Origin of the sequence: Flavobacterium sp. N2820, assembly GCF_025947285.1 — a bacterium.
Lineage (GTDB): Bacteria > Bacteroidota > Bacteroidia > Flavobacteriales > Flavobacteriaceae > Flavobacterium.
In genome coordinates this window covers 1,302,080-1,322,128 of sequence record NZ_CP110008.1, presented here as the reverse complement: position 1 = coordinate 1,322,128, position 20,049 = coordinate 1,302,080, and the positions used below count along the sequence as shown (strand labels likewise).

Here is a 20,049-nt window from a genome sequence, read left to right as displayed (position 1 = left end):
AGTTATCCTTTGAAAATTCAATAAAAATTGATCTATGTCAACGTTTTTATAATTTTGCTTTTAATCGGCTAAGTGTTGATGGCGTTATTCCTAAAAAAGAAGCGGCCATTTTATTGGATACCCTCAATAGTAACTTCGGTTGGTTTTTTATGACCCATTTCACCTTAGAAAGGGCGTCATACCCTTGAAAACCATAGATTCGTTTTTGTGCAACAATAAACCCTAATTCTAAAATTTCAGTGTATAGTTTTGAAAATACAGGTTCTAGCACTACTAGCTTGTAAAAATCAGCTCTAGAAATCCGAAGTAATTCTGATTTTTCAATAGTTTGAAGATATTCTTCTGCGGGTTTTTGGTCAATAAAACTGGGTAAAGCAGTTACAAAAGTATCTTCAAAAGCAAAGTAACGTGATATTTCTTCTCCTTCATTTGTAAGGGTAAATACTCTTACGGCTCCTTTATTCACAAAATAATAATAATTGGCAACTTGTTCATAGTCTAAAAGAATTTCATTTCGATGGGTAGTTACTAAATCAAAATGCGAACAAATCGAATCCAATGATTGCATGTCAATGTCCCCTTTACTTGAAATAAACTTTTTTAAAGCCTCATACATGGATTGTGAATTTTAACGTTTTCAAAAGTAGGTAACTTTTGAGAATACAAGTGTTAATTGTTTGTTGTATTTGGACTTCGCATTCCCCAGTTAAGGAATCTCCTCATAGTTGTCATGCTGAACTTTTTTGTTTCGCTTGTTCGCTGCGTTCGAGGTTGTATCTCTTAACCAACTTTTTATTTTAGAAAAGTTGAATTAATCGAATTTTATTTCACGCACTAGAGATGAATACTCTAAAAGGCATGTTTTATATTGTTTCCTTTTTGTTGAGATTATACCTTTATGTTGCTAAATTAATTATTTAATTTTTAATGATAATTTTAAATTATCTTTTAGATCATTATAAATTTCATCATCAGCAATTGTAAATAATAACAATTCAAGCTCATATGGTTTTGAATCTTCTCCATAGATTAATTTTGAAGTATTTTTTATAAATTCACAGAATTTGAAATAAGCATCTTGTGGCATTATATATAATTGATCTTTTTCAAAATATTCTTTTATATGTGATAGGTTGATTATAGTATTCAAATCAAAATCAGTTATTTTTTTATTTCTTCCCGATGGCATTGGATAATATTTTTCTTTAAAGGCGTCTTTGTTTTCAAGTGTTAATATTAACCAATTTAAAGTATAAATAACTCTTGAATCATAGATAACAAACTCATCGGGATTAATAAAAGAGGCTAATTTTGATAGAGAAGAAATAGTACTAAAAGTATCTTTAGTTAATTTATTAGATTGTATTTGCTTTTTGAATATTTCTACTTTTTGAATATTTCGTTCATTTGGCTTAAAGCCTTTAATACCACCCCAATTGTTAATAACCCAAAAATCAATAGAAGTTTGATTTACACTTTGCTTGTATTTATCACACAAAAGCCATTTTAATTTAATATTTTGCTCGTATGCATTTTTATAACTGTTTAGTTTTTTTGTTTCGTGAACTGTAAAAAATGAATCTGAAGTATTTAATGTATAACTAAATCTCTTTTCTAAATCAATTTGCTTACTATATTCTTTTAATTTTTCAATTACATTTTCCATTTTACTTCATAACCTGCTTAATTAAACTCATTACATACTCAAGATTATCAGTGTTACTTACTATCAACTCATAATCCCCATTACCCCAATGTCCGGTTTCCGAGACATCTTTAGTTAATCCTTTTGGATCGTCTAATAATCCTTTTTTGAGGTTAATAAAAATTTTCAACCCTTTTTTCAATAAAACTATATCCGATATATTTTTATCCTTCTTAAAAGCGATATATAATTTTTTAGGCACAATTTCAACATCATCAAATAAATTCAAAATAGCATTTTTATAAGACTCATATAATTCAACTATTTCATCAGAAGCGCCATTCAAATGGTCATCTTCTGTATAAACTTTAATTTCAGAAGTTAGTGATTTTATTTTTTCATTCTGTTGCGTTATTGGTTTGATGCTTTCTGCCGACCTCGTTTTCTTTATTGGATTAATGCTAATAATATCATTTTCAAAACGCTTAATTTCCCACAATTCAATAGCAATGTCTTTGAAGTTAGTAGCCAAACGTTGATTTTCTGTAAAACTTGGGGAAACAAAAACTACTCTCGTTTGTGACCAATCGACTTTACCACTATGTAAATTTTTGTTCAACGTTTCATTATAAGTCAAAACAAAATCAGCTTTGTTCTCCAACATTAAACTCAAATAAGTAAACCCTTGGTCAACTACACTAACATTCTTATCTCTTTTATATTCTATGATTATAAAAGCATTAGATTGAGTATCATAAGCTAGTGTATCAATACGCTTTCCTTTTATAGAAAACTCACTTTTTACAAACTCTAAACCTGTTAACAAGGTTAAGTTTTGTTCAAACAGATTTTGAATTTCACGCTCTAGTTTAAAGGGCTTTTCTTTTAAAGTATTTAATTGACTTTTATTGACTTGATATAAATTCATAATTCTAAATCTATTGAATATTCTGTTTTAGGCTCTTCTAATAAATACAACTCCAATTGCTTTTTCGTTTCAAAACCACTTATTTTTTGCTTGTATAGATTGGCTATCGATACATCTTCTATTTCTAGTTTTCGGTTTTTGCTAATTTCTAAAAACTCCGTTTCCATATCAATACCTAAAAACCTTCTGTTTGTTAAATTGGCTGCAATTCCCGTAGTAGAACTTCCTGCAAATGGATCTAAAATCCATGCGCCTGGTTTGGTAGATGCTAATATAATACGTGTTAAAACAGACAAAGGTTTTTGCGTAGGATGCTTGCCACATGATTTTTCCCATTTAGCAATAGCAGGTAATTTCCAAACATCTTTCATTTGTTTGTTGCCGTTGAGTTGTTTCATTAACTCATAGTTGTAATAATGTGGTACCTTTTCTTTTTTACGTGCCCAAATTATTAACTCGGCTGAATGTGTAAAGAATCTGCAAGAAAAATTTGGTGGCGGATTATTCTTTTCCCAAGTGATTATATTTAAGATTTTAAAATCTAATTCTTGTAATAATTGACCTATTGAAAAAATATTATGATACGTGCCACTTATCCAAATCGTACCATTATCTTTTAATTTATCCCTAACTAATTTTAACCAAGTACGATTAAAATCATTGATAAAATCAAATCCTTCTGATTTATCCCAAGTACCTTTATTTACGGAAACAATTTGCCCACTTTGGATAGACAAACCATTGTTTGATAAAAAGTAAGGCGGATCAGCAAAAACCATATCAAACTTATGCTCAAATTGAGGCAAAAGCACTTTGCAATCACCTTGCAAAAGGTAAAAGTTTTTGTCTTCGGATTTGAAATAGGGTTTAAGCATTAAAAAAATGATTATATACTTTCTTTAAAAAAAGAATTTCATCCTTATTCAAGCCTTTATTTTTTGTTCCTTCATGAGCCCAAGTATTTCTGTAAGAGTTAAAATGTGACATCCATTTTAATGCATCTTTTCTATTATTAATCCCTTCTCCTATATCAATTGAAAATTCATCTGAAAATTTTATAAAATTTGAATTTTCTTTTGGAGTTTTCCCCCAATTATCATCGATAATTTTTTTATAATCGTTTATTGTAAACATTTCCATCCAATCAACTCTATCTTTAATCCCTTCTTTATAATTTTTTTCGTTTTCAGCATTAGCTCTACCTTGACATGTGGTTTTGATGGTGTTAATTTCTAGTTCCCAATCTTCATTATACAACGATTTTAATTTATCTAATACAGATGTCTTTATTCTTCTTTCTACAGATTTAATGTAAACCCCACCTTCATCTTGAAGATTTTCATCTTGTCTTTCCTTCCAATCAGTTAGTTCAGAAGGTGAATATTCTGGATATTTTTCATTGATTAAAGATTGAAAAAAAGTTAACCATTTTTTTTCAGCACTTTTCCCTTGTATATCCAATTGTTTTTGCGCAACCTCTTGATTTAAACTTGATAGTTTTTCTAAAAGGGCAATTAAATATTTTTCAATAGCAGTGTATCTTTCGGTTGGAGTAGAATTCTTATTAAGAATTTTACTATCAATCATATATCTATGTAGACTACCAATTACAGAAATATAAGCAAAACTACCTCTGTTAGAAATGATGAAAAATCGCTCTTTATTAAAAATTACAGGAAACTTTTCTTGTACACATTCATAACATAATTTTAAAAACTCTGTAATTTCTTTCTTTGCCTTTTTCATTTCAATGTTATGTTCATGATTATGTGTATTATAAACACAGTAATAAACAGAACTTTCATCAAAAGAATTACCTTTTGCAATTGGTAATAAACCAGAATCAATTAATCCAAGCTTCATGTTTTCCATTGAAAGTACTGCTTTGTCCTCTCCAACAGTTATTTTTTTATATAAGGGACTGTTTGGGTCATTACTTAAACCCTTAACAATTGAAGAACGGAGTGCTTTTATTCTCATATCTGCTCTTGGAGACTCCCAAAATAAATCTTCTTCAAGATCAGTTCTCAAACTTGGGGAAACTGCTTTTTGGTTTTGATTAATATCCATAAATATATCTAGCTGTTCTTTTGAATCTAAATTGTCAAATGCAACAACAGGAATAGTATTAGTGCTTAAAAATTTAGAATTAGCATATCCATAGAGTCTATGTTGCCCATCAATAATATAAGCTATAGCATATGCATTAGGAATTTTTAAAATCCCAATTTTTGATAGTGAATTTTCAGTTCTAGAAGAAGCCTCAAAGATTAATTTGTGTTTATTTTGATGACTGAAATTCACAATTAAAGAATTAGGAAAGAAACCACCATCATCTATGAACTTAGTAATACCTTTTAATCTTGTTGGTACTAATAACCTTTGATAAGTTGGAAACTCCGCTTCATTAGCTCTAGTTCTGTGAAGAATAAAACTAAGTTTTAATAGCATCTCTGGCTCAATTGAAAACATATAATAAGTCTTCTTTCCCATTTTTCCCTCAACTGCTGGTAATTCAATTTTCTCTGTGTTAATTAACTCATTTTTAAACACAAGTCCAAAAAATTGATATAGAGATGCTTTTTTATAACTTTTTATTAAATTATTTATATAATCATATGTATTGTCGTTGTAATAAAAAGAGTTTGTTTTTAATAATCTTTGAAAATCAATGTCATTATAGTCAATTTTTAAATTTCTTGTAGCAAAGATATACTTAACACGTAGACCTTTTCCATATGCTTGTTCTATAACTTTTCTAAATCCGTTTAATCTTAAACTTAGTAGTTCAAATTCATCTTTGAAGGTTATTTTTTTTGGTTTATCACTTGATTTACATTCAATAAGAAATACGGCTTCGTGATTAATTGCTACTACATCTATCTGTTTTGTGTCTTCTTCATTAGAAGAAAATGGTAAGTGTAAGTTTTCATCATAGTTTAAATGTCTGAAACCTAACTCATAAAACTGACACCATATATCATCTTCAAATTGTTTTGAATGTTCTTTCTGTTTTCTTATCTTAGTTTTAGTTGCCATTGGCTTTCCTTCAACTTCCCAACCTTTTTTGATAAAATCGTCTAACAAAGAATGTTCAATATTTCTAGTTATATATTTACTTTTCTTTACCTTATATAATTTCCCTAAATATGATAAATCAGTAGTCAATTTTCCTTTTATTTCTTCAACTTTAAATTGTTCTAAATAACCCATATTAATTTTTAAGAATTAATGATAATAAGTTTAATTTCAACATCTCCAAATTCAACAAATAATCCGCTTTATCAAAATATTCTCTTAATGGTTTTAATGTAGATTTCCAACCTGCACCATCTGTTACCCAAATAAAGGTAATATTTTGAGCATTCCAATATTCATTCATTTTTACATATTCTGTTGCTGTAGATTTTAGTTTAGAACCTCCGCCACCATAGAAGTTACATTCAATAAAATACAATTTTCCATTTTTATTGATAGCAAAATCTAAATTACGGGATGATTTGTCTACTTGTATGTCAATGTTCCAATGAGCTTTTATCTTTTTTGCATTGGCTTGTGTCATGTATTCATAGCCTAACTCATCGGAAGCACTTTTTACAAAGGTTTCTACAATGTTTTCCATCATGGTGCCACCACGGTTTTTTCTTCCGTTGCTGTCTAAACCTACTTCTACACCCGTAACATAATCTACAAGATTTTTAACTCGTTTGTCTTTAACCAAATCACCCAAACCAGAATGCATAAAAAAAGTAGTTAAGTCTTCACAATCTTCATCAGTAATAACTCTATGTTTAAAATCATAATCTTTATACAAAAACTCCGTAACATCCGAAAGCATTGATACTTTTGTATCTCTAAAAGCAATTAAAAAAGGAAAAGCTTTAACAACTTGAGGATATTCTTTAATTAGATTATAAACTTCTGTTTCAACATCCTCTTTCCCAATCAAAACATTTAGAAGGTTCAATTCTTTTTCAATGGGTTTAATGTTTTTATGTACTTTCTCCCAATTAACAAAATAGTCCCAAAGCAAAATTCCTTTCTCTTTGAAACTACTAGTAATTTGGGTAAATAAAATATCGTCGCTTTCTAAATTAAGCAATTGACAAAGCTTGTTCATAGGCATAATTGGTAATTAATAATTCAGTTAGTTTGCCTCGTTTAGCTCCGTTTGCATTAATACTTCGTCTGGCATATACTCGGTTAATATTAAATTCTTTGTAAATATCATCAAAAAAAGTATCTGTCATGTCTTTTCCTTTTACATCAGAATTACTTAGCATCCAGTAATGACCTAATGTGTCCAATGTTTTACAAAAGTCACGTAATTCAATTTGTTCATTATCACCAAAATTATCTTTGGTATAAGTGTTAAAACTAGAAGTTTGACTTAAAGGTTTATAAGGAGGATCGAAATAGAACAAGGCAGGATGTTCGGCATGTTGTAAAGTTTCTTTATAATCTCCAGTCAAAATTTCTACCCGTTGTAATACTTTGCTAACCGCCATTATATTTTCAGCATCACAAATTGTTTGCTTGGTAGAATCTCCCATTGGTACATTAAATCCATTGCTTTTATTCACACGAAACAAACCATTGAAGCATGTTTTGTTTAAAAATATTAGCAAAGCTGCTTGAGTTATAGCATCTTTAGAGCGAGAGTTAAAAAGTGTTCTTTGTTCATTATAATAAACTCTTCTTCCTTCTGCATCATTTTCAAAAGAATGAAACTTTGTTTGAAATTGCTCTAAAACCGTTATAAGTTTTTTTGGATTTGAAGCTATGACTTTATAAGTATTGGTTAGGTCTGCATTAATATCATTAATAATAGCCTTTTCCACATTAGGAAAATTTTCCAAAATCCAAAACAAAACGGCTCCACCACCAACAAAAGGCTCAACATAAGTAAACTTTTGTGAGGTAAATTCTCTTGGTAAAGCTTTTTCAATATCGGTAATCAACTGGGTTTTACCACCAGCCCATTTTAAAAATGGTTTTGCTTGCATATATTTTTATTTGCTAATTTCTATTTCCCCAAACATAAGAAAAAAAAAGGGTATTTACAACCCGTAAAAATACCTGATTTTCAAACCAGATAAAAATATGGGGTGCCTTCGGGAGCTAAGGTAAATAAAGCGTTTTAATAAATTTTACGGGAAACCGTAAAACAAAGTGTTAAAATTAAAAACGCGTAAAACCTAAAATTTGATGCAAACTGTGAAGAAACGCCTTACAAAAAAAATAAGTAAAAAAAGGGAACAAAAGGGCGTTTTTTTCAGTGTTAAATTTTATGAATATGTATCTAAACAATCAAAATAAATAGTATATTTACGCTTTATTTCGATACGAATAGCGGGAACTATTCGAGGCTTTCGAAAGAAATTTAGCTCAAAATCGGGTGTCTAGCTCCATTTTTTGAGCTTTTTTTATGTCTTTTTGTCTAAAAATGAACTGTTTTTAGTCTCTTTTTTTCTTTAAGTGATAAAATCAGTTTGTCAGGTCGAGTTTTTCAATTCGTCAGGTTCAGTTTTTCAATTCGTCAGGTCGAATTTGAAGCGTTTTTATCCCAAAAAAAAGCCCCGAACGCGGGAACGTTCGAGGCTTTCGGAAGAGACTTAGTCTCAATAGCGGGTGTCTAGCTCGCTTTTTGGTAACTCAAGTTACCTAGCATTTGTCTTAGCTTTTTAGCTGGTCGAAACAAAATGCGACTTTTTTTGATGTCCGTTGCGGTAACATCTTCTTGAAGAACTTGGCCTGCAGCACTTACACTCACTTGGAACGTGCCTACGTGTCCTAGTTTTACAATTCGGCCTTGGCTAAGTTCCATAAGCATGTTGCGCTCTAAAGAACGTAATACTGCATAACAATCGGTGTCCGTTAAGGTACACTGATACGCAATCATTTCGGCTAACGACTCTAAAGTGGTTTCACCATTTGCAACCGACGTTGCATAAAACTTTTCAGGCGCCATCATGTCCTGAGGATTCTTCTTAGGAAGAACTTTAAATTTAATACTCATTTTTTATGTATTAAATTAATAAATAGTTTTTAGCTAAGTACACCGCTTTGAGTGCCTTACTGCTTTTACAAAGTTTAGCATTTAAAATGTAAAAAGAAAGGCAATCTTATTCACAATTGGAGTAAGTTTTTAACACAAAAAGGAATTGTCAGTAAATTAACATAGGTTTTTAATGTATTGTAAGTCAAGATTTTATAAAATAATAAAAAACACATGAAATGCTTTTAGTGATTGAAAAATCAGCCTATCACAACTATTTTGGTGAACTAAAAAATAAAATTATTTCGCTACTTTTTCAACTTTGTTATCCGCTGATACCAAGAAAAAAAGCATCCGCCATCAAGTGCAACGTCCGAAACTTTGGACTCTGTAAAACACTTCCTTAATTTTTGTAAAACATATAAGTCATATAAGCAAAGTATACTGTTACGCACAATGAAGTTCATAAAAGAGATGCTTAGAAGCATGACAAACTATGTGCATAGTCTAATGTGAGCTATGAAAAATGAAACGTCCGAAACTCCGGTCTCTGTGTATCTCTTTCAACGCAATCCAAATTAAAAAAGCTCTGAGAACTCTGTGTAAAAAATCCGTCAATACCCGCGCTTTTGCGTTAGCAAACTCGTTTCATCCGCGTGCCATAAACCATAAACGCTATCAAGTGCAACGCCTCTGTGTAGCTCATTCAACACAATCCAAATCAAAAAGCTCAGAGAATCTCGGTGTAAAAACTATATGTCTATGAGTTTAAAAGAAAACCCTTCACCGTCTGAATGCCATAAACCATAAACGCTATCAAGTACAACGCCTCTGTGTAGCTCATTCAACACAATCCAAATCAAAAAGCTCAGAGAATCTCAGTGTAAAAACTATGTGACTATGTGTTTAAAAGAAAAACCCGTTTCATACGTGTGCCAATAAATACAACGCCAATCTATTTCCCGATACAGAAATTAACATTGTTAATATTTACAGTATATCGCAGACGGAGGTACAAGCGAGGTACAAAATTGAAAATCGAGTGCGAATTTCTGTTTTTCAATTTTTGTAAAGTTAAAAAAAATTTTCATCATTAGTAATCTCTCCTATAATTTCTCCAAAATGATAAAATTTCAAGATTTATAGAATAAAAAACATAAATATTAAAAAAAACACTTTGAGCCGATTATTTGTCTTAATCGGCTCATTTTTTTTGTATATTTGAGCCGAATAGCAAAAACTAAACGGCTCATGAAGTATTTCTGGAAACATAAAGATTTTCCAAATTTCCAATTCAAAGTGGATGATTTAATTAGTCAAATTCAAGAATTTGCCTCAGAACTTGGAGAAGTTAACGGTTTGTTTGTAAATGTATCAGAGGAAAATAAAAAAGAAATACTACTTCAAATTGTGGTTTCCGAAGCATTAAAAACATCTGAAATTGAAGGAGAATACTTTAGTAGAGAAGATGTAATGTCGTCCCTACAAAACCAATTAGGTATTTCAAATAATCCAACACTTTCAAAAGATAAAAAAGCGCAAGCCATTTCGGAATTAATGTTGCAAGTCCGAGAGGATTATCAAAAGCCGTTGACACTACAAATGCTAAAACAATGGCATCAAACTTTAATGAAGTTTGATAAAACCGTAAGAGAAGGAGAATGGAGAAGTAGTGCCGAACCCATGCAAATTATTTCAGGAAGAGCAGGAAAAATTGAAGTACATTTTGAAGCTCCACCTGCCAAAGATTTACAAATACTTTTAATTGAATTTGAAAATTGGTATCAAAACTTTCCTTATCAAGAAATAGGACAAGTAGGAAGAGCTATGTTGCGCGCTGCTTTGGTGCATTTGTATTTTGAAACGCTTCACCCTTTTGAAGATGGGAATGGTAGAATAGGTAGAGCTTTATCAGAAAAAGCACTAGCTGAAACATTGGAAAAACCTGTTTTGATAAGCCTCTCCAAAAAAATTGAAGAAAATAAAAAGGAATATTACGAAACCTTAAAACATGTGCAACGCAAACAAGAGGTTGCTGAATGGTTGCACTATTTTTTCACTATTTTAATTGAAGCACAAAAAGAAGTAAAAGAAACCGTTTTATTTGTGGTAGAAAAAGCGCTTTTCTTTGATCGCTTCAAGAACGAGTTAAACGAAAGACAAGTAAAAGTCTTACAAAAAATGACTGAAAAAGGTAAGAATGGCTTTGAAGGTGGTATGACCGCTAAAAAATACATGTCTATAACCAAAACATCAAAAGCTACTGCAACTAGAGATTTACAAATACTTTTCGAAATAGGGACTTTTATTAGAGAGGGTGATGGAAGAGGCGTGAAATATCATTTGAATTGGTAAGCTTAATTAAAAAAAGTCATAACTAATTTACTATTTTACGGTTTTCCTCATTTTTTTCTAAATCCCTTTGCTTACTTTAGCTGTTGAAAATTCCTACGTATTTCTACCTGGTTTAAAAATCAGGTATTTTTACGGGTTGTAAATACCCTTTTTTTTCATTATGTTTGGAGACCAAGTAAGAATTATATTATAGATATGAATAACGAAGCACATTCAAGAATTAAAATCAACCAACTGCTTTCTGAAGCAGGTTGGAGATTCTTTGATAATGAGCACGGTAAAGCTAATATACTTTTAGAAAATTATGTCAAGATAACTCAATCTGAAATTGATGCTTGGGGCAATGACTTTGAAAAAACAAGAGGTGGTTCACTTGATTTCTTACTTGTAGACAGCGATAATAAACCAACATGTGTATTAGAAGCAAAAAAAGAAAGCTTACATCCACTAATTGCTAAAGAGCAAGCTAGAATATACGCTAATACTGTTGGAGCTCAATATATCATCCTATCTAATGGTATTGTGCACTATTTTTGGGATTTAAAAAAAGGAAATCCAAAGCCCATTTATAAGTTTCCCTCTCCTAGTGAGATTGGAGCTATTAAAGAATGGAAACCTGACAGAGAAGCTTTAGCTAATGAGGTAGTTTCTAATGACTATATTGCTACTATACAAATGCCCGACTATGCTCAAAGGTTGGGATGGAATGGCTCAGTAGAAAATAGTACAGATTTTATATGGAATAATGGACTTCGTTTTTTAAGGTATTATCAATTGAATGCTGTTAAACATTTACAAGAAGCCGTTAGAGAGGGGAAAGACCGTTTTCTATTTGAAATGGCTACTGGAACTGGTAAAACTTTAACTTCAGCAGCTGTAATTAAACTTTTTCTTCGTTCGAAAAATGCAAGAAGAGTTCTATTCTTGGTAGATAGATTAGAATTGGAAGACCAAGCTTTTAAAGATTTTACAAATTATTTAAAACCTGATTACACTACTTTTATATATAAGCAACATAAATCAGATTGGAGAAAAGCTGATATTGTAGTTACTACCATACAATCATTATTATTTAATAATAAGTATCGTGAATTTTTCTCTCCTAGTGATTTTGATTTATTAATATCCGATGAATCACATCGTTCAGTTTCAGGTAATTCAAGAGCAGTATTTGAATACTTTAGTGGCTACAAATTAGGATTAACAGCTACACCAAAAGACTATCTCAAAAGTGTAGATATAGACAAAATAAAAGAAAGCGACCCAAGAGAAATAGAACGTCGAATGTTACGAGATACTTACACTACCTTTGGTTGTGAAAGTGGTGAACCAACATTTCGTTACACTTTATTAAATGGTGTTAAGGATGATTTTTTAAGAAATCCAATAACAATTGATGCCAGAACTGAAATAACCACTCAACTCCTTTCTGACAAGGGATATGCTGTTGTAAAACCAACTGAAGAAGGACAAGAAACGGAGACTTTTGTTTCTCGTGATTTTGAAAAGAAATTCTTTTCCGATAAAACAAATTATGTTTTCTGTGACACATTTTTTAAGAAAGCTTTACGTGACCCTATTACAAATGAAATTGGAAAAACTATAATCTTTGCAGTTAGTCAAAATCACGCTAGGAAAATAACTGAAATTTTAAATGACATTGCAGAGCAATTATTTCCAAATAGATATAACTCCGATTTTGCTGTTCAAGTAACGTCTCAAGTTGCAGATGCGCAACAGATGACTATTAATTTTTCTAATAATAATTTGAACGGAAAAACAAATTGGCTAGAAGGTTATAAGTCAAGTAAGACAAGAGTTTGTGTTACAGTAGGTATGATGACTACTGGATATGATTGTTCCGATTTATTAAATGTTTGTTTGATGCGACCAGTATTTAGTCCATCGGATTTTGTTCAAATTAAAGGTCGTGGTACACGTAAGCATACTTTTACATTTAAGCATAGAAACGAGCTTAATGAAGATGAAGTGATTCAATATGATAAGAAAAATTTCAAACTATTTGACTTTTTTGCCAACTGTGAGTATTTTGAAAATAAGTTTGATTATGATGAAGTTTTAAAACTGCCTAAGACTAGAGAAGGTGAGCCTGATAGCTCTGGAGGAGAAACTTCAACTACCGTAAAATATACCAGTGAACGAGCCGATATCCTTATTGTTGCTGAAGAAAAAGAGATTGGATTAGACGGAATGAAAATTGACCGTATGCTGTTCAGAAATTTCGAGAAAAGAATTATGATGGATGACATTATTAAGAAAAATGTCGAATTAGGCAATTGGGAGCAAGTCGTAAGTCATATTCAAAATGAAATTTTAGACAAACCTGACGAATATTTTAACATAGAAAAACTACGTAAAGCCGCTAAAATTGACCGTAAAGTATCTATTAGAGAACTAGTTGAAAAAATATTTGGAATCATACCTAAATTCAAATCGAAAGACGAAATGCTTGATGAAGAATTTGATAAGTTCATTTCAATTTATCCACCTGAAGAAGATGTGAACATAAGAGCATTGCAATATTTTTTTAAAGCATATATAGTAGACCAGGATATTCGTAAAATAATTGAAGCTAAAGACTTTCAAGCTTTACAAACCAATCCTACTTTAACTATTTCTCAATTTAAAGAAGTACATACTAAATACAGAGAAGTTATTCCTGTGTACATTAAAGATTACATTAACCTTGATGATTTTGCAGCTTAAATAAAGTTAGCAAACTAAAAAACTATTACAATACATAATGTTAGATAACATAACTAAGAGAAGAATTGATGATTGCCGTGATATTTTAGTTGGAAAATTACCCGACCCAAAATCACAAATTGAACAAATTACCATTGGGCTAATTTATAAATTCATGGATGACATGGATAAAGAAGCCATTGAATTAGGTGGTTCAGCAAAATTTTTTTCTGGGGAATATGAAAAATATAGTTGGGATAATCTTTTTGATACAAAAGTTACAGCTGTAGAAATGTTGAGATTGTATTCTGAAGCTATTGAAAGTATGGAGAAGAATTCAAACATTCCTGAGCTTTTTAGTAATATTTTCAAAAATGCTTATTTACCTTATCGTGACCCAGAAACTTTAAAAATGTTTCTTAAAACAATTGCAGAATTTGAGTACACGCACAGTGAAAAATTAGGTGACGCCTTTGAATATTTGCTTTCTGTAATGGGTTCACAAGGTGATGCAGGACAATTTAGAACACCACGACACATTATCGATTTTTTAGTTGCTGCTGTAAATCCAAGTAAAAATGATTCAATTATGGATCCTGCTTGTGGTACAGCAGGTTTTTTGATATCTGCGTTTAAATACATTAAAGAGCAAAACAAAAACGAGTTAACACCTGACGAAAGAAAAAAAATTATTAAAAATTTCGTAGGCTATGATATTTCGCCCGATATGGTGCGCATGAGTTTGGTGAATTTATATTTACATGGATTTTCTGAACCTCATATTTTTGAATACGACACTTTGAGTAGTGAAGAACGTTGGGATGAAAGTTTCGATGTGATATTGGCAAACCCTCCGTTTATGAGTCCTAAAGGCGGTATTAGGCCACACAAAAAGTTTTCTATAAGCAGTAACCGAAGCGAAGTATTGTTCGTAGATTATATTGCTGAACATTTAAATCCAAAAGGTAAAGCAGGTATTATTGTGCCTGAAGGTATTATCTTTCAAAGCGGTACAGCTTACAAAGACCTTCGCAAAATGTTAGTCGATAATTATTTATATGCTGTGGTTAGTTTGCCAGCAGGTGTTTTTAATCCTTATAGTGGTGTTAAAACTTCTATTTTATTAATGGATAAAACCGTTGCTAAAAAAACAAATGATATTTTATTTATAAAAATTGATAATGACGGTTACAACCTTGGTGCGCAACGTAACCCAATAAAAGGTGGACAATTAGAAGACGCAGTTCAATTGATTCATGAATTTGTTGCCTCACCGAATAAGGAGATAACCAACCGAATGGCTCACCTAGTACCTAAAACCGAAATTGGGAAAAGTGGTGATTATAATTTGAGTGGTGAAAGGTATAAACAAACTCTTATTTCAAATTCTACATTTTCAATGGCTAAATTGTCTGATGAAACACTTTTTAAAGTTATTTCAGGCGGAACACCAAGTTCAGATATTGAAGAATATTGGAATGGAACTATAAATTGGGCTACTTTGGCAGATTTGCCATCTTCAGAATCAATATCAACTATTACTGAAACAAAAAGAAAAATTACTGAAAGTGGTTTAAAAAATTCTTCAGCAAAAATATTACCAATTGATTCCATAATTGTTTCAACAAGAGCTACTATAGGCAGAATAGCCATAAACAAAGTAGAATGTTCTACAAATCAAGGATTCAAAAATATAATTATTAATGATTTTAGTAAAGCTAACACATACTATGTTGCTTTAATGATGACTAAACTAGTTGATAAAATGAATTCAATGGCTACTGGTGGAACTTTCAAAGAACTTTCTACAACAAGTTTTAGAACTCTCGAAATCCCGCTTCCACCCCTTTCAGTTCAAGAAGAAATTGTTGCTGAAATTGTAAACTACCAAAAGATAATTGATGGAGCTAAAATGGTGGTTGATAATCACAAGCCAAGAATTGAAATTGATAAAGATTGGGAGATAGTTGAGTTTGGAAATGCACCATTTGAAATAATTGATGGAGATAGAGGAATAAATTATCCTAATGGTGATGATTTTCAATCAGAAGGTTACTGTTTATTTTTAAATACGAAGAATGTTAGAGATAATGGGTTTCGATTTAATGAATTAATGTTCATTACTAAAGAGAAAGATGAAAAATTAAGAAAAGGAAAATTGCAAAGAGAAGATGTTTTATTAACAACAAGAGGAACTATTGGAAATACTGCTTATTATAATGAAGATGTACCTTATGAAAACATAAGAATTAATTCTGGAATGTTAATTTTTAGACCGAACAACGAGGAAATCATGTCAGAGTATTTGTATTATTTCTTTCAATCAGAAAATTGTCAAATTCAATTTAACAATATTGTTTCAGGTGCTGCACAACCACAATTACCAATTCGTGATTTAAAATTTGCAAAAATACCTTTACCATCATTAAAAACCCAACAAAAAATCGTTTCCCAAATAGAAAACGAGCAAAAGTTGGTTAATGCTAATAAAGAGTTAATTGCTATTTATGAGCAAAAGATAAAGGATAGGATTGCTAAAGTTTGGGGAGAGTAATGGAAGAGGCAAACTACATATTAAATTATTTACCTGTTCGTTTTAAAGACATTAACGAACAAGAGTATATTAAGTATTTATGGGAATCATACGAGAGTAACTATGATAATGGAAAATATCAATTTGCTTTTATGGCATACCATATGCTTTTTATGAGTTCTGTATATTTTAATATCTGGCAAGTTAAATCTGTTAAAGAAGATGATTTCAAAAAAATCAAACTTGGCTTTAGCGATAAATTAGATAAAGTTACTAATCCTTTCATGTTTAGTACTGAAGGTGAGAGTAGAATTTTCGATTTAATAAAATATTTATGTGCATCTCATTCTGACGTAAATGCCCTTGTTGGGAGATATAAAAATTTAGTAAAAGATCGAAATGAAATTGCGCATGCAAATGGATTAATTCACTTCAGAACCACAACTTACCTGGAAAGTAAGATTAACGATGTTTTAAAATATGCTGAAGAAATACAATCATTTTCTAAAGATATTATACAAGAATGTTTTGAGAATTTTTTAATTGAAAGTCAAGATAAAGAAACTAGACAATATAATGATGCAAGTGAACAAATAAATGAAGTATTAATACATCAGCACTATTTATCTCAAAAAGATATTGAGTTTTGTATTGAATATGACATTGCAAAGTTGAGTGGAGAAAGTAATTACAATGAGATTGAAATACTTCATGAAATATTGAAAAATGAATATGCAATTAATAATGAATAAAATTTAATTTAGGGTCAGAGGGTTGAGACATTACGTTTTACTCAGTAATACCTTCTAAGACATACGTTAGTTGGGAAAGAGTATACCAATTTCCAAATTCCCCTCTAGAAATAGAGCTAGAAATGAAGAAATAGTTGTTAACAGCGTCAAAACTGTTGATTTCTTGAAGTTGCATCTGGGTTTAATTCTTCTAAGCATTTCTAAAGTGTTTAAGATGTCAATTACAAAGATAACAATTTCCATACCTGAAAAGAGTAGCGTTGAAATAGCACATTAGTGTGAAAGCTTCGAAAGGCATGTAAGTCTTAAAACCTGCTACTATTAGTATCTGACCCTTTTTTTTTAATATGGAAACACCTGAATGGTACAAATTAAAAAGATATCCTCATATTGGAGAACCTTTAACTATTAAGGATTACAATTGGGTAAAAGGATATATTGAGGATGAAACATGTATTAAAAAACATAGTTTCCTCCCACTTATACATAAATGTATTATTCAAAGAAAATATAGAGCGGATGAAAATTCAACCATTAGAAACCCTAGTGGAAAAAGAAGAAGGATAATTGGTAAACCAAAAATCAGAAACATATATTATGCTTCACATTTCGATTCATTAATTTTTTCATACTATAATAGCTTATTAAGCGAAGCTTATAATAAACTAATAAAAACTAAAAATTTTGATAGTTCTATAGTAGCCTATAGAAAAATACCAATAATAGAAGGCTCTGAAAAAAACAAATGTAACGTTGATTTCGCAAAAACAACTTTTGAATTTATAGAATCAAATAAGGAAACTAAATTAAGTGTCATCGTAGCAGACGTAACATCTTTCTTTGATAATTTAGATCATAAAATATTGAAAAGACAATGGAGTAATGTTATAGATGAGAACACATTACCACCCGACCACTACAATGTTTTTAAAGCACTTACAAAATTAAGTTATGTAGAATCTGACCAACTTTTCAATAGTTATAAAGGTACTATGATTGTAGAAAAAGGTGTCCCAAATTCATCAACTTTGAAAGAAAATAAGAGAATTAAAATAAATTCTAATAAATACTTCAAAGAGAAAAATGCAATAGCATATTGTACTAAGAAAGAGTTTTTAAAAAATAATCTTAATTTAATTATTTCTGCAAAAAATAAAAAGGGAATTCCACAAGGCAGCCCAATAAGTGCAACTTTAGCAAATGTTTACATGTTAGATTTTGATCAAGAAGTCTATGACAAAGTTGATTCAATAAATGGTTTTTACCAGAGATATAGTGACGATTTAATTATTATTTGTGAGCAGGAATATGAAGATGTTATTATTAAGTTTATAAGAGATAAAATCGAAAATTTAGCTAAACTTGAAATTAGTGAAAGTAAAACCAAAGTTTACAGATTTGAATATGTTGATGGAGAATTTCTAGGTTTCGAAATTGATGAAAAAACTAAAGTGCCAAATTATTATAAATCATTAGAATATCTTGGTTTTAATTACAATGGTCAAAGAGTATTGATAAAAACATCTGGTTTTTCAAAATTTTATAGAGCGATGAAGCGTTCTTTTAAGAAATCTGCATCTTTAGCTAAAAATAGTAAAAATCCAGATCGTAGAATCTTCAAGTCTAGATTATATAAGCGTTTCACTCATATTGGAGCAAAAAGAAAATTAATATTTAGACCTTCTAAAGAAGATCCAAAAAAATATATTGAAACAAAAGAATATTACTGGGGAAACTACATGAGTTATATTTTAAAATCTAATGAAAGTATGAAATCCTTGAATAAATCTGATGTAATAACAAAGCAAAGCAGAAAGTTTTGGAAAAATTTTCATCTATTAATGAAATTTCACGAAAGTAGATTATAAGTAAAATGGACAAATTGATTTATGTTTCAATAATAATTGTATTGATATTTTATATAATCGTATTATATAAAAAATACGCCCTATTAAATAAAAGAGAAATTGATAATCATAAAGTAAATTTAGAATATCAATTAAAGCATGAATTAATTGAAAAAACAAAAGATTTTGATAAACAAATTTATGAATTAAACAAACAGCTTCTAATCACAGAAAGGGAAAGTTATTTAAAAGGAAGACAAGAAGCAAGTGAAGAATTTAAAAATGATTTTCAGGTAAAAGTTTATGCATATAAGGAAGAAATTAGGCAAAAAAATAATAATCTACTTTCAATTGGCAATAAAGAGTTTATTGAAATAGGCTATAAGTATCAACTTTTTGTGAAAGGTATTCCAGCACTTGGAGAATCTAAAATTCCGATTCAAACTTATAAATTAAGTGATTTTAAATTGAATGATGAAGCTATTATGTCTTTGGTGTCAGCTTCAGTTGGGGACAAAGCAGATTTAGCAATGGGAGTTATTAAAATAATGGGATTTAAAAAATAAATAGTCAATGAGTCAGTTTTTAAATATATCTCCAAAAAATTCAAAGAGTTTGCATTGTCAAATCTACAAGAATGCACAAAAACTTAGAAGAGATGCAATGCTTGTTGCTCAAAATAATAAGTCATACAGTACAGCTACTTCGTTAATAGTTTTAAGCTCTGAGGAAGTTATTAAGGCAATACTAGTCCTTTTACACAGTGAGGGCTATGATGTATACAAAATTAAATATGCTAAGAAATTTTTTAGTGATCATAAAATAAGACATGAATTAGCAAAGCTAATTGAAGCTGTAAATGGGATTATAGAAAGTGGAATGGAGTATGAGAAGAATGAAAAATCAAACGTAAAAAAATTCCAAAACGAAGAATGGAACAGTTTTTTTAATTTTATTGTAGATGCCAAAAATGCTATACAGCCTTTCTTAAAAACAGGAAGTAGAATGAAGTTATTAGAAAAATTTAATGATAATAAAAATAAAGGTTTATATACTGACTATAGGAACGAATTATTAATCCCATCACAAGTAATTAATGAAGACTTATTCAATAGTTGTAAAGAAACAGTTGAAAGAATTATTAAAACCTACAAAGTTTTAAGAATAATGTACAATCCTATGATTTCAAATCACTTAAAATATGAAAACATCTCTAAACGAAAAGATGAATTGAGAAATGCAATCAATGGAATTATAGTTTTTGTTGGAGAAATAAAAAAATAAA

At 30.1% G+C, this 20,049-nt stretch carries 15 protein-coding genes; 7 read left to right on the top strand and 8 right to left on the bottom strand.

The window, feature by feature from the left end; translation table 11 throughout:
* Positions 1 to 46: 46 nt before the first annotated feature.
* The 8 genes from OLM52_RS06315 to OLM52_RS06280 form a co-directional block, all read right to left on the bottom strand.
* Positions 47 to 616 (bottom strand): Crp/Fnr family transcriptional regulator, encoded by a 570-nt coding sequence (locus OLM52_RS06315; protein WP_264550287.1) that lies wholly within the window; start codon positions 614 to 616, stop codon positions 47 to 49.
* A 297-nt stretch (positions 617 to 913) separates the two neighbouring features.
* A complete protein-coding gene (locus tag OLM52_RS06310; RefSeq protein WP_264550286.1) occupies positions 914 to 1,666 on the bottom strand; it encodes a hypothetical protein in 753 nt (250 codons plus the stop codon).
* A 1-nt stretch (position 1,667) separates the two neighbouring features.
* Complete coding sequence (locus OLM52_RS06305; RefSeq protein WP_264550285.1) at positions 1,668 to 2,573, bottom strand: DUF5655 domain-containing protein; 906 nt, start codon at positions 2,571 to 2,573, stop codon at positions 1,668 to 1,670.
* A complete protein-coding gene (locus OLM52_RS06300) occupies positions 2,570 to 3,448 on the bottom strand; it encodes a DNA-methyltransferase (protein ID WP_264550284.1) in 879 nt (292 codons plus the stop codon). The genes OLM52_RS06305 and OLM52_RS06300 overlap by 4 nt, the downstream gene beginning before the upstream one ends.
* Positions 3,441 to 5,786: a DGQHR domain-containing protein gene (locus OLM52_RS06295; protein ID WP_264550283.1), complete on the bottom strand. Its 2,346-nt coding sequence runs from the start codon at positions 5,784 to 5,786 to the stop codon at positions 3,441 to 3,443. The genes OLM52_RS06300 and OLM52_RS06295 overlap by 8 nt, the downstream gene beginning before the upstream one ends.
* A 1-nt stretch (position 5,787) precedes the next feature.
* The gene (locus OLM52_RS06290) at positions 5,788 to 6,693 is read right to left on the bottom strand and encodes a type II restriction endonuclease (RefSeq protein ID WP_264550282.1); all 906 of its coding nucleotides are present in this window, start codon (positions 6,691 to 6,693) and stop codon (positions 5,788 to 5,790) included.
* On the bottom strand, positions 6,668 to 7,579 hold the full coding sequence (locus OLM52_RS06285) for a DNA adenine methylase (protein WP_264550281.1): 912 nt from the start codon (positions 7,577 to 7,579) through the stop codon (positions 6,668 to 6,670). Before OLM52_RS06285 ends, OLM52_RS06290 begins: the two co-directional genes overlap by 26 nt.
* Positions 7,580 to 8,208: 629 nt before the next feature.
* The gene (locus OLM52_RS06280; protein WP_264550280.1) at positions 8,209 to 8,592 is read right to left on the bottom strand and encodes an HU family DNA-binding protein; all 384 of its coding nucleotides are present in this window, start codon (positions 8,590 to 8,592) and stop codon (positions 8,209 to 8,211) included.
* A 1,230-nt stretch (positions 8,593 to 9,822) separates the two neighbouring features.
* Between OLM52_RS06280 and OLM52_RS06275 the strand changes: the two genes are divergently transcribed.
* The 7 genes from OLM52_RS06275 (at position 9,823) to OLM52_RS06245 (ending at position 20,048) form a co-directional block, all read left to right on the top strand.
* Positions 9,823 to 10,926, top strand: a complete 1,104-nt coding sequence (locus tag OLM52_RS06275) for a Fic family protein (RefSeq protein ID WP_264550279.1) — start codon at positions 9,823 to 9,825, stop codon at positions 10,924 to 10,926.
* Positions 10,927 to 11,121: 195 nt separating this feature from the next.
* A complete protein-coding gene (locus tag OLM52_RS06270) occupies positions 11,122 to 13,653 on the top strand; it encodes a DEAD/DEAH box helicase family protein (protein ID WP_264550278.1) in 2,532 nt (843 codons plus the stop codon).
* 37 nt (positions 13,654 to 13,690) lie between these two features.
* Positions 13,691 to 16,186 carry an N-6 DNA methylase gene (locus OLM52_RS06265; protein ID WP_264550277.1) on the top strand — a complete coding sequence of 832 codons (2,496 nt, stop codon included), beginning with the start codon at positions 13,691 to 13,693 and terminating at the stop codon, positions 16,184 to 16,186.
* On the top strand, positions 16,186 to 16,917 hold the full coding sequence (locus OLM52_RS06260; protein WP_264550276.1) for a hypothetical protein: 732 nt from the start codon (positions 16,186 to 16,188) through the stop codon (positions 16,915 to 16,917). Before OLM52_RS06265 ends, OLM52_RS06260 begins: the two co-directional genes overlap by 1 nt.
* 347 nt (positions 16,918 to 17,264) lie before the next feature.
* Entirely contained in the window at positions 17,265 to 18,785 is a 1,521-nt protein-coding gene (locus OLM52_RS06255) for a reverse transcriptase/maturase family protein (RefSeq protein WP_264550275.1), read from the top strand.
* A gap of 5 nt (positions 18,786 to 18,790) precedes the next feature.
* Positions 18,791 to 19,330: a hypothetical protein gene (locus OLM52_RS06250; protein WP_264550274.1), complete on the top strand. Its 540-nt coding sequence runs from the start codon at positions 18,791 to 18,793 to the stop codon at positions 19,328 to 19,330.
* Between the two features lie 7 nt (positions 19,331 to 19,337).
* Positions 19,338 to 20,048 carry an AbiV family abortive infection protein gene (locus tag OLM52_RS06245; RefSeq protein ID WP_264550273.1) on the top strand — a complete coding sequence of 237 codons (711 nt, stop codon included), beginning with the start codon at positions 19,338 to 19,340 and terminating at the stop codon, positions 20,046 to 20,048.
* The last annotated feature ends 1 nt before the right edge of the window (position 20,049 follow it).

Bases quoted from the DNA above. Each gene is read 5' to 3' on its own strand.
- OLM52_RS06315 (WP_264550287.1), bottom strand. From the start codon at position 616: ATGTATGAGGCTTTAAAAAAGTTTATTTCAAGTAAAGGGGACATTGAC.
- OLM52_RS06310 (WP_264550286.1), bottom strand. From the start codon at position 1,666: ATGGAAAATGTAATTGAAAAATTAAAAGAATATAGTAAGCAAATTGAT.
- OLM52_RS06305 (WP_264550285.1), bottom strand. From the start codon at position 2,573: ATGAATTTATATCAAGTCAATAAAAGTCAATTAAATACTTTAAAAGAA.
- OLM52_RS06300 (WP_264550284.1), bottom strand. From the start codon at position 3,448: ATGCTTAAACCCTATTTCAAATCCGAAGACAAAAACTTTTACCTTTTG.
- OLM52_RS06295 (WP_264550283.1), bottom strand. From the start codon at position 5,786: ATGGGTTATTTAGAACAATTTAAAGTTGAAGAAATAAAAGGAAAATTG.
- OLM52_RS06290 (WP_264550282.1), bottom strand. From the start codon at position 6,693: ATGAACAAGCTTTGTCAATTGCTTAATTTAGAAAGCGACGATATTTTA.
- OLM52_RS06285 (WP_264550281.1), bottom strand. From the start codon at position 7,579: ATGCAAGCAAAACCATTTTTAAAATGGGCTGGTGGTAAAACCCAGTTG.
- OLM52_RS06280 (WP_264550280.1), bottom strand. From the start codon at position 8,592: ATGAGTATTAAATTTAAAGTTCTTCCTAAGAAGAATCCTCAGGACATG.
- OLM52_RS06275 (WP_264550279.1), top strand. From the start codon at position 9,823: ATGAAGTATTTCTGGAAACATAAAGATTTTCCAAATTTCCAATTCAAA.
- OLM52_RS06270 (WP_264550278.1), top strand. From the start codon at position 11,122: ATGAATAACGAAGCACATTCAAGAATTAAAATCAACCAACTGCTTTCT.
- OLM52_RS06265 (WP_264550277.1), top strand. From the start codon at position 13,691: ATGTTAGATAACATAACTAAGAGAAGAATTGATGATTGCCGTGATATT.
- OLM52_RS06260 (WP_264550276.1), top strand. From the start codon at position 16,186: ATGGAAGAGGCAAACTACATATTAAATTATTTACCTGTTCGTTTTAAA.
- OLM52_RS06255 (WP_264550275.1), top strand. From the start codon at position 17,265: ATGGAAACACCTGAATGGTACAAATTAAAAAGATATCCTCATATTGGA.
- OLM52_RS06250 (WP_264550274.1), top strand. From the start codon at position 18,791: ATGGACAAATTGATTTATGTTTCAATAATAATTGTATTGATATTTTAT.
- OLM52_RS06245 (WP_264550273.1), top strand. From the start codon at position 19,338: ATGAGTCAGTTTTTAAATATATCTCCAAAAAATTCAAAGAGTTTGCAT.